Source organism: Thalassospira australica (assembly GCF_000763295.1).
Lineage (GTDB): Bacteria > Pseudomonadota > Alphaproteobacteria > Rhodospirillales > Thalassospiraceae > Thalassospira > Thalassospira australica.
In genome coordinates this window covers 147,676-163,484 of record NZ_JRJE01000009.1, presented here as the reverse complement: position 1 = coordinate 163,484, position 15,809 = coordinate 147,676, and the positions used below count along the sequence as shown (strand labels likewise).

Below are 15,809 nucleotides of genomic sequence, written 5' to 3'. Positions count from 1 at the left end.
AAAAGACTGAAACAAATGTTTCACTTGTTTTAAATTTAAAACGTATGTTGCGATCTTCCTTGATCTGTGTCGTAATTGATAATCACTTCTGGATAACGGTGGCGGCTTGATGGGTGTGCATTCTGATCTTCGTGAAAAACTGATCACGGACTACGCCAAGCTTAGTCCGCAGATGCAAAAGGCCGCGCGTTATATTCTCGATCATCCAAGTGACGTGGCCTTGCGCTCGATGCGTGCTGTGGCCCGGGCGGCAGGTGTGCCGCCAAGCACGATAACGCGCCTTATGACTGCTATTGGTGTCGATACCTGGCAGGAATTTCGAGGGCATTATCAGAACCGGTTGCTTGATCAGCCAGCAAGTTACGCCCAGCGTGCGCGTGAAACCCAGCGAACTGAAAACGATGCAAACCGGGATGAGCATCTCCTTGAAAGCATCGCCCGCACAGAGATTGACAATATCAGCGCTGCTTTCAGCCCCGAAGTTGTTGCCCAGATGATCTCTGCCTGCAAGGCGGTTGAAAATGCGCGGCACGTCTTCATCGTCGGGCGAGGGGCTGCTTATCCGGCGGCTTATCAATTTGCCTATGCCTATCGTCTGTTTTGCGACAATGGTGTTTTGGTCGATGGTCATTCTGGCGCATTTGGCGATGAGTTGCGTGGCATTGGCCGACGTGACGTTCTGATCGCACTTGGGGCCAGACCCTATATCCGTGATACCGTTCGCGCGGTTGATTTCGCGCGCAGTCAGAATTGCCCGGTTATCGCCATCAGTGATTCTGATGTGTCACCGATTGCGCTTGATGCCATGGCGAAACTGGTGGTTCGCGACACATCGCAATCCTTTTTCCAAAGCTTTACGGCCGCCTTGTCTGTTATGCAGGCACTCGTTGCCCTGCTGGTCGCACGTGGCGGCGAAAAGACGCTGCAGCGGATTGCCGCTGCAGAAGAACAACTGGCACGCTTCGATACATATCTCGAAGAAAAAAGCCCCACACGGAATTCCTGACCATGACCAAGGCGTCAAGCACAGCGACTGTCCCAAATGCAGGTACGCACGTCCTGCACCGTACCAGTACTGCTATCCCCCCGCGGGCGATTAAGGGCGAGGGCATCTATATCTTTGACCAGAATGGCAAAAGTTACCTTGATGCCTGTGGTGGTGCAGCGGTGTCCTGTTTGGGGCATTCTGATCCGGATGTCCGGGCGGCGATGCATGCCCAGATTGATCAAGTTGCCTATGCGCATTCTGGCTTTTTCTCGTCCGATGCGATGGAAGAACTGGCAGACGAACTGGTCGCAACCGCACCAGATGGCATTGATAAGGTCTATTTTGTGTCCGGCGGGTCGGAGGCGATCGAAGCTGCCCTTAAGATGGCGCGTCAGTATTTTCTGGAAATCGGCGAACCGGACCGTAAATACGTCATTGCCCGCCGTCAGTCCTATCACGGCAATACGCTTGGTGCCCTGTCGGTTGGCGGGAATATGTGGCGGCGCAAACAGTTTGAACCACTGCTGATTACGGCAAGCCACATTTCCCCTGTCTATCCCTATCGCGATCAACGAAGCGATGAAACTGCCGAAGAATACGGCCTGCGCGTGGCCAATGAACTGGAAGCTGCCATTCTTGAACTCGGCGCAGGCAATGTTGCCGCCTTTGTTGCCGAGCCGGTAGTCGGTGCAACGGCAGGTGCCCTTGCCCCGGTGCCGGGATACTTCAAACGCATTCGCGAGATATGTGATCAATATGGTGTGCTGCTGATCCTTGATGAGGTCATGTGTGGCATGGGGCGAACCGGGACTTTGCATGCGATTGAGCAGGAAGGCATTTCGGGCGACTTGCAAACCATCGCCAAGGGGCTTGGGGCGGGGTATCAGCCGATTGGTGCAGTCTTGGTATCGAAAAAAGTCAATGACGCCATTGCAAATGGATCGGGCTTTTTCCAGCACGGCCATACCTATCAGGGACATGCGACAGCCTGTGCAGCTGCACTCGCGACCCAGCGTGCGATCAGGGACCGCAACCTTTTGGCCAATGTGGTCAAACAAGGGGAAAACCTTGTTGATGGGCTACAGGCAAGGCTGGGGCAGCACCCGTTTGTGGGTGATATTCGCGGGCGTGGACTTTTCCGGGGGGTGGAGCTGGTGGCGAACCGCGAAACCAAAGAGCCGTTTGACCCGGCTCTTAAAATCAACGCGAAAATCAAAAAGGCGGCTTTTGCCCGTGGTTTGATGGCTTATCCGATGGGCGGCACGATTGACGGTGTGCGCGGCGATCATGTTCTGTTTGCACCCGCCTTTATCGTGACGGACGACGATATTGCCAAGATCGTTGATCTGTTTGCCAATGCACTGGATGATGTCTTTGAGGCCGAAGGGATTGCGCAATGACGCTTGAACACCCCCCGTTTCTGATTGCATCGGCCCCAAATGGTGCACGCAAAACCAAAACAGAACAGCCAAATATTCCGATTACGCCCCGTGAAGTGGCCGAGACTGCAGCAAAATGCAAAGCGGCCGGTGCCAGCATGATGCATCTGCATGTGCGCGACGATGATCAGAGGCACAGTCTTGATGTCGGGCGCTATCGCGAAATGCTAAGCGAGGTCGAAGCCGCCGTCGGGCCGGATATGCTGTTGCAGGTAACTTCAGAAGCAGTCGGCATGTTTAGTGTCGAAGACCAGATGACCATGATCCGTGATCTGGTGCCGGACGCTGTTTCAATTGCCATCCGCGAAATGGCGCCACTCGACGTAGACCTCAATGCCTTGAAATCATTCTTTGCCTTCATGCGCGAAGCGGCGATCTTGCCGCAGTTCATTTTGTATTCGCCTGACGACGTTGATCGTTTCAATCACTTGGTTGAAATCGGCGTTCTGCCCGGAGAAAAGTTCCCGGTCCTGTTCGTTCTAGGGCGCTACACTGCCGGTCAGATTTCCCGACCCGCCGACCTGCTGCCCTTTCTTGGCAAGAGTATTTATATCTCGGAATGGATGTTGTGCGCCTTCGGTGCGTTTGAAAATGCCTGCATTCTGACCGGGGCCGGGTTGGGCGGTCATGCGCGGATCGGATTTGAGAATAATCACCTTAGGGTTGACGGATCGCCCGCTTCGCATAATGCTGAGCTCATTACTCAGACCCATGATGGAGCGTTCTTGATGGGGCGAAAAATCGCCACGGGTGAACAAGCCAGGAAGATCATGCAACCCATGTGGTAGGATGTTGTCAGAATCAACCAAAAAATATGCAAAATACTGAATATTATCAGGAGGTTTCGGGGTTATACGCTTTTATTTCGGGATACCGATCAGTATAATCCCGCTCGTTGAAACATCTGAATTTTCTGATGTTTCCAGTTAACCCCTCTGTTCGCAAATGATCAGGGGGTGCCTAATAACTAGGGTGTAAAGGGAGCTAATCCTAATGAAAAAACTAATTGCTGTAGCGGGTGCAGTGGCTGCAATTGCAGGCGCCTCGCTGTTTGCCGGTCAGGCTTCGGCACAGGAAAACCGTTTCATCACCATCGGTACCGGTGGCGTTACGGGCGTTTATTATCCGACGGGTGGTGCAATCTGCCGTCTGGTAAACAAGGACCGTAAAGAGCACGGCATTCGTTGCTCGGTCGAATCCACTGGTGGTTCGGTCTACAACATTAACACCATTCGTACTGGCGAACTGGACATGGGTGTTGCCCAGTCTGACTGGCAGTACCATGCCTATAACGGTACTTCGAAGTTCGAAGACCAGGGCAAATTTGAAGACCTGCGCGCTGTATTCTCCGTTCACCCGGAGCCGTTCACTGTTGTTGCCCGTGCAGATGCCGGCATCAAAACCTTTGACGACCTCAAAGGCAAACGCGTGAACATCGGTAACCCGGGTTCGGGGCAGCGCGGCACGATGGACATCGTTCTTGCTGCCAAAGGCTGGACCCTTGATGACTTCTCGCTTGCTTCCGAACTGAAGCCGGCTGAGCAGTCCCAGGCACTGTGTGACAACAAGATCGACGCTATGATCTACACCGTTGGTCACCCGTCCGGTTCGATCCAGGAAGCAACCACTGCCTGTGATTCGGTTCTGGTGGAAGTTGCTGGTCCGGCGATTGACGGCCTGATTGCTGACAACCCGTATTACCGTGCGGCAACCATCCCGGGTGGCATGTATCGTGGCAACCCTGATGATGTCACCACCTTTGGTGTTGGCGCGACCTTTGTGTCTTCGACCAATACCGATGCGGACATCGTTTACAATGTTGTCAAAGCTGTCTTCGAAAACTTCGATGACTTCAAAAAGCTGCATCCGGCATTTGGCGTCCTGAAGAAAGAAGAAATGATCAAGGACGGTCTGTCGGCTCCGCTTCATGACGGTGCTGCTCAGTACTACAAAGAAGCAGGCCTGATGTAATTCAGCTTGCAAGCGGAGGGCAAAATTGCCCTCCGTTTTCTTCTTGCGCCCAACGGGTACACAAAAAAATTGAATAACGATAATACCTTTAAACAGGTATTTGAGTGCTCCGTGGGCGACCGGGTGTGTGTCGACGGAGGTTTTTTGTTTCTGGGCTACCAGTTCAAATGACTTTCGTACTGACCGGGAGTTTGTGATGACTGACGATAAAAATTCGGGAAATGCGTCCGTCGATCAGGGTTTACAGGATCTGATTGCGGAAAATGATACAGGGGCGCGTCAACCAAGCGGTTTGACAGCAAAACTATTATTGTGGCTTGCGGTTTCATGGTCACTGTTCCAGCTTTGGCTGGCCTCGCCATTGCCATTTATCTTTAATTTTGGCGTGCTGAATTCGACCGAAGCCCGGTCGATTCATCTGGCGTTTGCTCTTTTCCTCGCATTCATGGCCTATCCGGCCTTCAAGAATTCGCCGCGAAGCTACATTCCGATTCTGGACTGGGTGTTTGCGGCAATCGGCGCCTTTTGTGCGGCCTATATTTACATCTTCTATCGTGACTTGTCTGACCGTCCGGGCCTGCCGATTACGGCCGATCTGGTTGCCGCGGGTGTCGGTCTTGTGATGCTTCTTGAGGCGACCCGCCGTGCGCTTGGTCCGCCCTTAATGATCGTTGCGATGATCTTCTTGTGTTACGTCTTTTTTGGTAATGCAGCCTGGGTTCCTGACGTTCTGCAATGGAGCGGTGCCAGCTTCTCAAAGGCGATGTCGCACCAATGGATCACGACAGAAGGCGTGTTTGGTATCGCGCTTGGCGTTTCAACCAGCTTTGTCTTCCTGTTCGTTCTGTTTGGATCGCTCCTCGATAAAGCCGGGGCAGGCAACTACTTTATCAAAGTTGCTTTTGCAGCCCTTGGTCACATGCGCGGTGGTCCGGCAAAGGCGGCCGTTTTGTCATCAGCGATGACCGGGCTTATTTCCGGTTCATCTATCGCAAACGTGGTCACCACCGGTACATTTACAATCCCATTGATGAAGCGTGTCGGTTTCCCTGGTGAAAAGGCCGGTGCGGTGGAAGTCGCATCTTCGGTTAACGGGCAAATCATGCCGCCGGTCATGGGGGCTGCTGCCTTCCTGATGGTGGAATACGTTGGTATTCCGTATCCTGAAGTTATCAAGCACGCCTTCCTGCCAGCGACGATTTCCTATATTGCGCTGATTTACATTGTTCACCTTGAAGCCCTTAAGGCGAACATGAAAGGCCTGCCTAAACGGGTTACCTCGACCTTGGGGCAGACCCTGATCCGTTCGTTGCTGTTTGTGTTGTCGCTGGTTGTTCTGTCGGGCGTGGTTTATTACGCCATCGTCTTCCAGAAACAATTCTTTGGTGATGCGGTCGGTTGGATTGTCGCGCTTGAATGTGCGGTGATTTACCTTGCCGGTTTGTATTACGCGGCGAAATATCCGGACCTTGAAATGGATGATCCCAATCAGCCGGTCGTCGAATTGCCGCCTTTGGGTCAAACAGCCAAAGCCGGTTTGCATTATCTGCTGCCGGTCGTGGTTCTGGTCTGGTTCCTGATGATCGAGTTGAAATCACCGGGGCTTTCGGCCTTCTGGGCAACTGTCTTGATGATCTTCATCATGCTGACCCAGCATGCTGCCAAGGGCATCTTCCGTAAAAGCCACAATGTGGCAAATGACCTGAAGCTTGGCGTGATCGATGTGATTGACGGTTTTGCCACCGGTGCCCGTAACATGATCGGTATCGGTGTTGCTACTGCTGCCGCGGGTATCATCGTCGGGACGGTTTCGCTGACCGGTATCGGTCAGGTGATGGTCGAATTCGTCGAGTTGATTTCGGGCGGCAATCTGATGCTGATCCTGATCTTTACCGCGATCATCAGCCTGATCCTGGGCATGGGGCTTCCGACCACGGCAAATTATATCGTGGTTTCAAGCCTGATGGCACCGGTGATTGTTGAACTTGGTGCGGCAAACGGCCTGATTGTGCCGTTGATCGCGGTTCACCTGTTTGTGTTTTACTTCGGCATCATGGCCGATGTGACACCGCCGGTCGGACTGGCATCCTTTGCTGCTGCGGCAGTTTCGGGGGCCGATCCGATGAAAACAGGTGTGGTTGCCTTCTTCTATTCGATGCGTACCGCAGTTCTGCCGTTCCTGTTCCTGTTCAATACACAGCTTCTGATGATTGGATTGGATCATCCGTTGGATGTGGTGGTTGTCGTGGTGGTTTCGACAATTGCGATGCTGGTCTTTGCCGCAGCAACGCAGGGGTATTTCTTTGCCCGTTCCAAGCTTTGGGAAAGCGCCGCATTGCTGTTGATTGCGTTCACTTTGTTCCGGCCGGGATTCTGGCTTGATATGATCGCGCCGCCTTATGAAAACCTACCGGCAACAACCATTGTCGAGGATGCAGCCAATATGCCTGCGAATTCCAGCATTCTGCTGGATGTTGAAGGCATCAGCATCGAAGGCGATGAAGTTTCCAAATCCGTGATGCTGCCTCTTGGTCCTGCAGGGTCGGGTGAGGATCGCCTGTATAATGCGGGTATTGGCATTCGTGATGAGGATGGCCGTATTTACATTGATGATCTGGTCTTTGCCGGCCCGGCCGAGAAAGCTGGTCTTGATTTCGATTTTGAAATCACGGCGGTCAAGGTTGAAGCTGACCGTCCGGCCAAGGAAGTGTTCTATATTCCGGCCTTCCTGTTGCTGGGCGGGATCATTGTACTTCAACGCCGCCGCAAGCGTCATGACGACGCAACTGTAACGGCCTGATGGGGAGATTGAACATGTATAAGGATATTCTGGTTACAGTCGATCTTGATCATGAGTCTTCCTGGAAGAAGGCAGTCCCGGTTGCGATCAAGCAGGCACAAAGCTTCGGGGCGCGGCTGCATGTCTTAACCGTGGTTCCCACGGTTGGGATGTCGATGGTCGGCCAATTCTTTCCGAAGGGCTACGAAACCAAGGTTCTTGATGCCTATAACGAACGTTTGCACGAATTTGTATCCAAGCATATTCCCTCGGATATCAAGGTGCAGCACATTGTGGGGCAAGGCACGGTTTATGAGGTGATCCTGAAGATGGCCAAGAAAACCAATTGCGATCTGATCGTGATCGGCGCGCATCGTCCGGAACTCAAGGATTATCTGCTTGGTCCGAATGCTGCGCGTGTCGTGCGCCATGCTGACTGTTCAGTGATGGTCGTCCGAGACTAGCTCGCGACTGTTTTCGAAACATTTGAGACATTAAAACGGGGGCGATGCAAAAGCATCGCCCCCGTTGCTATTGCAGCGGTCGTGATCGTTAGTTCGCCGCACACGGGTTGGCCGCGCAAGGATTGGCTGCGCAGGGATTGTTCGCCGCACACGGGTTTGCGGCACATGGGCTGCAAGGGTTGCAGGGATTGACGACTTTTTTCGCCGCACACGGATTGGCCGCACAAGGGTTTGCGGCACATGGATTTGCGGCGCAAGGGTTGCAGGGCGAACATGCGGCGACTTCGGCAGTCGGCGTCGGAAGCGGGGCAGCCATTGCCATTGGGGTTGCGATCGCAAGGCTGGTGCCGACAGCAAGGGCGGGAATCAATGCTTTATGTGCGAACGTCGTTGATCGTTTGGTCATTTTTACCTCTCTGAAGGTCCGGTCGTTTATAGCCGGGCGGGGTAACGCCCGTTGGAGAAGGCACTATGATCCAATTCGACGTTCAGGCGGCGTCACATGGTTTCACTGTTCTGTGACTCCGGCGTGTGCAAAACCCGTTTTATTCCAATGTCGTGAACAGGGGTGTTTTGCATTATGCATGTCACAAAAATATAGAAACATGTGTCAAACCGATTGAAAATGGGGGAAAACTTTCGCATCTTGGAGGCAGGAATTCAAAGTGTCCGGTCATGTCGGACTGCCTGAATAAAGCGTGAGATCAATCTCTCATCAGGATGGAATGGTTTATGAAAGTCGGGGTTAGCATCGCGGGCAATTGGAAAGCCATTGCTTTTGCATGTCTTGTGACATTACCGGGAATTCCCCATGCACAGGCTGCGGGCAGCGAGATTCCCGAGATGGTTGACATTCCGTCCGGCTGGTTTTGGCAGGGATCCGATTCTGTTGAACGGCAATATGCCTATCAGATCGATGAACAGGTCTATGGTCATGATATTAGTCGCCGAAATCGCTGGTATGATATTGAAGCCGAAAAATGGCGTGTGCATCTTTTGGACTTCGATATCGCCAAGACGCCCATCACGAATGCGCAATATGCAGCATTCATTACTGAGACAGATCATCCTGCCCCAAGCATAAGCAACGAGGAATGGGATCGTCAGGGGCTGATATACAGCTATGAAACAATCGAGCCGTACCTGTGGCGAAACCAAAAGCCACCACGCGGGCGCGGTGACCATCCGGTTGTTCTGGTGTCATGGCAGGATGCCAATGCCTATGCCCAATGGCTAAGTGAAAAGACCGGCGACAATTGGCAACTGCCCGATGAGCTGTCCTGGGAAAAGGCCACGCGTGGTCCGGACGGTACGTTTTATCCTTGGGGAAACATCTTTGACCCGGATCGCCTGAACAGTGCTGACAGCGGACCGTTTGATACCACACCGGTTGGCCGGTTTGAGGCGGGGCCATATGGACTTTATGACGGGGTAGGGCAGGTGTTTGAATGGACGTCTTCGTCCTCTCAGGCAGGCTATCGTATCGTCAAGGGCGGGTCGTGGGACGATCGTGGCTGTGGTGTTTGTCGACCTGCCGCACGTCATGGCCGCCCGGAGTTCCTGAAGCATATTTTGATCGGGTTCCGCGTGATGCGGGCGCGCTAGCTCGCTGCGCGAGCAGGTCCTTGGTTATCAAGACCATCTATTTCGATTGGCAGCGGGCTGTTTTGAGGGGCTCTGTCCTTGGAACCGGATGAAGAATGTTGCAAACCGGGCTGAAATCACTAACTCTTGAACGGGGTTCATTGGCGTGATCGGCAATAGGCCGTTCTATTCTGTTGTACAGAGCTGGAGCGGAGTTCAAAGATGTTGGTGCAGGTATGACTGAGAATACACTTGATTTGACGGCGATCCCGACACCCCAATTGGAAAAGATGCTGGCAGCGGGGCGCGATGTGATGGAATGCCATCGCGTACTGACAGCCACAGGCGACAATATCGTCGGAGAACTGATCAAGGTTTCGGGTACGTTTTACGAATGGACCCATTACCCGGAAGGCGATGTTTATGATCGCCAGTCACATGCCCAATTCTATTACCATGCCCATCCCAAGGAAGAACGTCGCCAATGGGATGAACATGGCCATTTCCATACATTCATGCGCCCGCGCGGGATGCCGCAAAATTGTGCGCCCAAACAGATCGACGGGTTTGAATATCCCGAAGGGCCGAATGATGCACTTTCACATCTGATTGCCTTTTCGATGGATGAGTTCGGGTTCTGTCAGCGTTTGTTTACGACCAACCGCTGGGTCACTGGCGAGGTTTGGTATGATGCGGAAGATGTTTTGCGCATGTTGGATGGTTTTGTGATCGATCACGCTCAGCCATCCTGGCCGGTTAATCGCTGGGTGTCCGGAATGATGGTCCTATTCCGTCCACAGATTGAAAAACTGATCCGCGAACGCGATGTTGCTGTTGCTGACTGGTCGACCAAACATCCGGATCGTGACGTTTATGAAGACCGTGAACTTGAAGTCACATCAACGATCGACGTCGCGGCCCCAGAACAGGTGCGTGCAATTGGCGAAGAACTGGTGCGCCGACGCGCGGCTGCTTAGTTGCATGGGTGAATGACACCGGATTTCAACTGTTGAAAACGACAAAAATGGCCGGCGGCAGTTTGCCCCGGCCATTTCGTGTATATGGGATTTCTGCGGACCTATTGGGTCTGCAGGAAGGCGATGATGTCGGCGATGTCGGAATCCTTGCGCAGCTTGAAGGTCATTTTGGAGCGCTGCTTGGAACCGGCGATCTCACTGAGTTTCGCTGACGGGTCCTTGAGGTAGTCGGTCAGGAATGCTTCATCTGCAATAAATCCATTTTCACATGCAGCCTGATAACCGCGCCCGTATTTGTAACCATCAACTGTACCGCATTCGCGACCAACGGAATTGGCAAGGCTCGGTCCGACCTTGTTTACGCCTGCATCCAGGCTGTGACAGGCCGCACACCGCTTGAAAAGCTTTTCGCCTTTTGCAGCATCACCTGCCAGTGCCGGTGTCGCAGACAGGATGACGAGGGTACTGGCAGCAAGAACCAATTTGCGTGAAAACGTCATTATGGGGCCTCTCTCTTGTTCGATCTTGTCGTTGGTCGGGATGATGCCGTTTCCTGACGCATGCGGGGTATGCAGAGGAATTACGCATCAAGCGTTCTGGTGTTGGGCGTTACGCCGACCCATCAAATTCTGACATCGGATGATCAGATTTATCATAGTGTCGGGATGGATGATTTGCGTTTAGTCAATTCTTGCAACTGGTTTTGGCGCTTGTTTGTATATGGCGATGTCGTTGATGGTAATTTATACGCTGTTCGCGGAACTTGGTTGTTCGGATATTAAAAATCAATTCGTTAAGGGCATAAACGGGGCTTTGCAGACTTTCGTATTGCTTGTAAAACCACCGGGCGGTTGAAAATCAGGACCTTGTGCCCCAACTAAGGAAAATATGTTTGTCGATACGCTGGCAAAAGTATAGTCTTGGTCAGTTATTTGGCAGCCATATCAGTAGCGTGCCAGGAGATATCTATTGCCACGTATCACCAAAGAAGATCTGAGCAAGCTGGTTCAGGACCCGTCGGGCCAAAATCGTTCTGATACCGCAGAAAAGATCAGTCGCGAGTTCACGACAGAAACCCTGACAGACAGTGAACGTGTTCTGGCTGAAGACATCTTTCGCCTGATGATCCGTGACGCGGAAGTTCGCGTTCGCAAGGCACTTGCCAAAAACCTTGCCCAGACACCTTTGGTTCCCCACGACGTGGCCGCAACACTTGCGCGTGACGTGGATGAGGTTGCGCTGCCGGTTCTGGAATTCTCCGAAGTTCTGAATGACGACGATCTTGTCGATATTATTGGTGATAACGCAGACAGCGTTGAAAAGCAGCGTGCCATTGCATCGCGCGCCCATGTGTCCGAGGTCGTTTCTGCAACACTGGTTGATATTGGCCATGAAGACGTGATGGTCGATCTGATGTCCAACCAGGGGGCAGAGATCAGCGAAGTCTCGCTGCAAAAAGTTGTTGATGATTTCGGTGATAATGAACGCATCCAGAAACCGATGATCGAACGCAATCATTTGCCGATCACCATTGCCGAACGCATGGTGACACTGGTTTCTGAACGGATGCGCTCACAGCTGATTTCCCGCGGGCACATCCCCGAAGGCATCGTTAATGCGGTGATGACCCAATCACAGGAAAGCGCGACCATCGGGCTGCTTGGTGATGGGGTTGAAGATCGCGATGTTGAACTTCTGGTCGAGCACCTTCATAGCAACAACCGACTGACAAGCGGGTTGATCCTGCGTGCGCTTTGCATGGGGGATGTTTCCTTCTTTGAAGCAGCCCTAGCGCGCCGTGCGGGGGTATCCTTGATCAATACTCGCATTCTTATTCACGATAGCGGACCATTTGGTCTGGAAGCGATCTATAACAAGGCCGGCTTGCCCGAGCACTTCTTCCCGGGCGTTCGTGCGGCGATTGAAGTTGCGCGTGAAACTTCCTTTGATGGGGAAGAGCACGACAAGGAACGCTATTCACGCCGGATGATCGAACGGGTTCTGACCCAATACGGTGACCTTGGTGTCGAATTTGACTCCGATGACGTCGACTATTTGATGGGCCGGATGTTGCAGTTGCCGGGCGAACGGGCGATGCATCATTAGGTCTATGCCCTGAACGGTACTTGTTAAAGCAGCCGCCCGATCCTTGATCCGGGCGGTTTTATTTTTTGCCTTCGATTAGGCAAGAAAAAAGGCGCTGTCGTGTAAACAGCGCCTTTTTTACGTGTTATGTGCCCAGTTCTATTCGAGGATTGTGTTGGGCATCCAAAGTGCCAGTTCCGGGAAATACATCACCAAGATCAAGCCAACAACCTGCAGGAGAACGAAGGGAATGATGCCCTTGTAGATCTGCTGGATCGAAATGGATTTCGGTGCCACGCCTTTGAGATAGAATAGCGCAAAGCCAAAGGGTGGCGTTAAGAAGCTTGTTTGCAGGTTCACCGCAACAAGGACTGCAAACCAGGTCAGGACCTGTGCCTCGGTTGCTTCAAGGCCACCGATATCAAGGTGATGACCGAAATCAAGTTGGGCAATGACCGGTGCAAAGATCGGCAGAACGATCAGCGTGATTTCAACCCAGTCAAAGAAGAAGCCAAGGATAAAGACAATCAGCATCAACAGAAGCAGAATGCCCCATGATCCCAGCCCGGCACTTTCGACAAGGTCGATCACTAGGTCGTCACCGCCCAGCGAACGGAACACATAGGAAAATACCGTCGCACCAGCAAACAGGAAGAACAGCATCGCACCGGTAAGGGCGGAGCGTTCGCAAACATCCTTGAGAACCGGCCATTTGAGGCGCCCCTTGACCAATGCAAGGAAGGTCGCGCCAACGGCACCAACACCTGCGGCCTCGGTTGGTGTGGCAAAGCCTGCAAAGATCGAGCCCAGCACCAGAACAATGAGGAAGACCGGCGGCAGGAAGCTGCGCACCACCATCATTGCGAGGTCTTTGCCGTGAACCGCTTCACCTTCCGGAAGCGGCGGTGCAAGTGACGGATTTAGCTGACACCGTACAAAGATATAGACGGTATAAAGGCTGGCCAGAATGAGGCCGGGAATGATGGCGGCCAAGAACAGGTTGCCAACCGACACCGACAAAAGATCGGACATCAGAACCAGCATAATCGACGGCGGAATCAAAATGCCCAAGGTCCCGGATGCGGCAATTGTCCCTGTGGCAAGTGACGGATCATAATTACGGCGCAACATCACCGGCAGTGCCAGAAGCGTCATCATTACAACCGATGCGCCGATGATGCCCGTGGTTGCTGCCATGATGGTCCCCATCAGGGTCACGGACAATGCAAGACCGCCAGGAACCTTGCGCAGCAGCATGTTCAGGCATTCCAGAAGATCTTCTGCAACACCACTTTTCTCAAGCATCGTGCCCATATAGATGAACATCGGCACGGCAACCATCACCATGTTTTCGGCGATGCCACCCCAGATACGTGAAACGATATTGAAAAATTCAACAAAGGAAAAAATGTCATAGGCCAGGCCGAGGAAGCCAAAGCCGATCCCGATGCCGGAAATGACGAAGGCGACTGGAAGTCCCGTGAAGACAAGCATGCCGAGCGAGGCAAACATGAACAGCGGAAACCAGTCTTCGATATAGAAGTTACCCATTTGGATTGATCCCCGTTCGGCTTAGTCGTCGAGCTTGGCAACGTCGCCAAGATCTGCGTGGTGAGTGCCGACATAGTACCCGGCACGCTGGTGCAGGTTGGTCGGGCCAAAGACAAAGACGAAGCATTTCAGGAAAACCGAAAGCCCCGCCATGGCGAGAAGGCCAAAGCCGATGGGAATGGTCGATTTGATGATCCAGCGATGGGTCAGGCCAGTGGTTGCGGCTGAAACCTCGTTATTGGCAAAGGATCGCGCAACAAAGTCAAAACCGAAGTACAGCACCAACGCACAGAATGGCAAAACACAAATGATGCCACCGAGCATCTCAATGATGGCACGGGTGCGGGGGCGCAGGTTGTCACGAATAAGTTCAATACGAACGTGTGAGTCGCGAATATAGGCGAACCCAAAACACAACATAAAGAGGCCGGTATGCAGATGCCATTCAAGCTCCTGAAGCTTGATGGAGCCCTGACCACCAAATTTACGTTGGATAACGTCGTAAATGATGACGAACATCAACGGAACCGCAAGCAGGGATGCAAGCTTGCCCACGCGGGTTACGATGGTATCAATGCCGTCACTAAATTTCAGTAGCGCTTCCATAGAAGGTCTCCCGGGTCTTCTTATCGCGGTCAAGGCCGGGGCACTTGGCACCCGGCCTTGCCGAGATTTGTTTTTGTCGACTGGATTAACAGTCGTTCAGACCTGTTGGATTAGTCGAGATAGCCGATATCTTTCCAGATCTTGTAATCTGCACGGAAGCTCTGGAGGCTTTCGTAAGCCATTTTGAACTTGGCATCTTCTGCCGAAAGTTCGGTGGCTACTTCTTCCCAGGCACCACGCATGGTTGCCAGCATCTCAGGCGACCATTTCTTGATGTTCACGCCTTTTTCCTGAAGTTCTTTCAGAGCGCTGAACTGGATCGCTTCACCTTCGGCGAAACCGTATGCAAGGTTGTCGTTACAAACGGACTCGATCTGGGCCCGCTGCGTATCGGTAAGGGCGTCCCACTTTTCCTTGTTCATCATCAGATCGAACAGGGTCGACTGCTGATGCCAGCCTGGGAAGTAATAGTATTTCGCGACCTGATGGAAGCCGAGTTTCAGGTCAATCGCCGGCATGGAGAATTCGGTGGCATCAATGGTGCCAAGTTCAAGCGCCGGGTAAATGTCACCAGCCGACAGAAGCTGGGTCGAAACGCCAAGCTTTTCCATGACCTTTGCGCCAAGACCGAAGAAGCGCATTTTCAGGCCATTGAGGTCTTCTGGCGAGTTGATTTCCTTGGAGAACCAGCCCGAAGCTTCCGGTGCGATCAGGCCACAGAACAGTGACTTGATGCCGTGCTCGGCATAAAGTTCGTCAAAGATTTCCTGGCCGCCGCCAAACTTGACCCATGCCAGATATTCACCAGCCTGCGGGCCGAACGGAACTGCACCGAACAGTTGAAGTGCCGGAACTTTACCAGCCCAGTACCCCGGGGTGGAGAATGCCGCATCAATCGAGCCGGTCGAAACGGCATCGAATACTTCAAGGGCTGGTACAAGTGCACCCGGTTCGAAGAATTTGATGTTGATGTTGCCACCGGAAACCTCGTCGATCTTGTCATCGACACGTTTACCAAGCGTACCAAGTTGAGTCAGGCTGCCCGGATAGGTGGAGCCCATTTTCCAACGGACACGTTCCTGAGCATCCGCATCAGAAGGCGCTGCGGTAAATGCAGCCGCAGCAAGAACGGCAGCACAGGTTGCTGATTTAAGCACTTTAGAAAAAGTCATTCGTCTTCCTCCCTAAGAAGTCCGAAATTGGTAATACCACGTGAGGCCGACCACCGCCTTTTGCTTTTATTATTGGGCGGTTTTCTCCCCGTTTCTTATGTTGCAGGGCGAAGCATAAGCGTATTTCGCAAGTATGAGCAAGTTTGTTTCATCGTTTACGCAAGAAAATATCTTTGCGGGTGCGTAAAAAATC

The 15,809-nt window shown here is 52.7% G+C and carries 13 protein-coding genes; 9 read left to right on the top strand and 4 right to left on the bottom strand.

Annotation, left to right across the window (positions count from 1 at the left end):
* Positions 1 to 109 precede the first annotated feature (109 nt).
* The 8 genes from JF44_RS0108310 (at position 110) to JF44_RS0108270 (ending at position 10,202) form a co-directional block, all read left to right on the top strand.
* Positions 110 to 1,006, top strand: coding sequence for a MurR/RpiR family transcriptional regulator (locus JF44_RS0108310; protein ID WP_033068497.1), 897 nt, complete (start codon positions 110 to 112; stop codon positions 1,004 to 1,006).
* A gap of 2 nt (positions 1,007 to 1,008) precedes the next feature.
* Entirely contained in the window at positions 1,009 to 2,388 is a 1,380-nt protein-coding gene (locus JF44_RS0108305; RefSeq protein WP_052065601.1) for an aspartate aminotransferase family protein, read from the top strand.
* Positions 2,385 to 3,215: a beta-keto acid cleavage family enzyme gene (locus JF44_RS0108300; protein WP_033068496.1), complete on the top strand. Its 831-nt coding sequence runs from the start codon at positions 2,385 to 2,387 to the stop codon at positions 3,213 to 3,215. The genes JF44_RS0108305 and JF44_RS0108300 overlap by 4 nt, the downstream gene beginning before the upstream one ends.
* Before the next feature lie 205 nt (positions 3,216 to 3,420).
* Positions 3,421 to 4,398 (top strand): TAXI family TRAP transporter solute-binding subunit, encoded by a 978-nt coding sequence (locus JF44_RS0108295; RefSeq protein WP_033068495.1) that lies wholly within the window; start codon positions 3,421 to 3,423, stop codon positions 4,396 to 4,398.
* A 196-nt stretch (positions 4,399 to 4,594) separates the two neighbouring features.
* Positions 4,595 to 7,198, top strand: a complete 2,604-nt coding sequence (locus JF44_RS0108290; RefSeq protein WP_033068494.1) for a TRAP transporter permease — start codon at positions 4,595 to 4,597, stop codon at positions 7,196 to 7,198.
* 14 nt (positions 7,199 to 7,212) lie between these two features.
* Positions 7,213 to 7,641 carry a universal stress protein gene (locus JF44_RS0108285; protein WP_033068493.1) on the top strand — a complete coding sequence of 143 codons (429 nt, stop codon included), beginning with the start codon at positions 7,213 to 7,215 and terminating at the stop codon, positions 7,639 to 7,641.
* A 732-nt stretch (positions 7,642 to 8,373) separates the two neighbouring features.
* Positions 8,374 to 9,246: a formylglycine-generating enzyme family protein gene (locus JF44_RS0108275; RefSeq protein WP_033068607.1), complete on the top strand. Its 873-nt coding sequence runs from the start codon at positions 8,374 to 8,376 to the stop codon at positions 9,244 to 9,246.
* Between the two features lie 215 nt (positions 9,247 to 9,461).
* Positions 9,462 to 10,202 carry a DUF6969 family protein gene (locus tag JF44_RS0108270; protein WP_033068491.1) on the top strand — a complete coding sequence of 247 codons (741 nt, stop codon included), beginning with the start codon at positions 9,462 to 9,464 and terminating at the stop codon, positions 10,200 to 10,202.
* Between the two features lie 101 nt (positions 10,203 to 10,303).
* On the opposite strand, the gene JF44_RS0108265 is transcribed toward JF44_RS0108270, so the two are convergent.
* Positions 10,304 to 10,702 carry a c-type cytochrome gene (locus JF44_RS0108265; RefSeq protein ID WP_033068490.1) on the bottom strand — a complete coding sequence of 133 codons (399 nt, stop codon included), beginning with the start codon at positions 10,700 to 10,702 and terminating at the stop codon, positions 10,304 to 10,306.
* Positions 10,703 to 11,171: 469 nt separating this feature from the next.
* Here JF44_RS0108265 and spbR point away from each other — a divergent pair, with 469 nt between their 5' ends.
* Positions 11,172 to 12,308, top strand: a complete 1,137-nt coding sequence (gene spbR / locus JF44_RS0108260; protein ID WP_033068489.1) for a SpbR family protein — start codon at positions 11,172 to 11,174, stop codon at positions 12,306 to 12,308.
* A gap of 138 nt (positions 12,309 to 12,446) precedes the next feature.
* On the opposite strand, the gene JF44_RS0108255 is transcribed toward spbR, so the two are convergent.
* The 3 genes from JF44_RS0108255 to JF44_RS0108245 form a co-directional block, all read right to left on the bottom strand.
* The gene (locus JF44_RS0108255; RefSeq protein WP_033068488.1) at positions 12,447 to 13,838 is read right to left on the bottom strand and encodes a TRAP transporter large permease; all 1,392 of its coding nucleotides are present in this window, start codon (positions 13,836 to 13,838) and stop codon (positions 12,447 to 12,449) included.
* Between the two features lie 21 nt (positions 13,839 to 13,859).
* On the bottom strand, positions 13,860 to 14,444 hold the full coding sequence (locus JF44_RS0108250; RefSeq protein ID WP_033068487.1) for a TRAP transporter small permease subunit: 585 nt from the start codon (positions 14,442 to 14,444) through the stop codon (positions 13,860 to 13,862).
* A gap of 110 nt (positions 14,445 to 14,554) precedes the next feature.
* Entirely contained in the window at positions 14,555 to 15,616 is a 1,062-nt protein-coding gene (locus JF44_RS0108245; RefSeq protein ID WP_052065599.1) for a TRAP transporter substrate-binding protein, read from the bottom strand.
* Positions 15,617 to 15,809 lie beyond the last annotated feature (193 nt).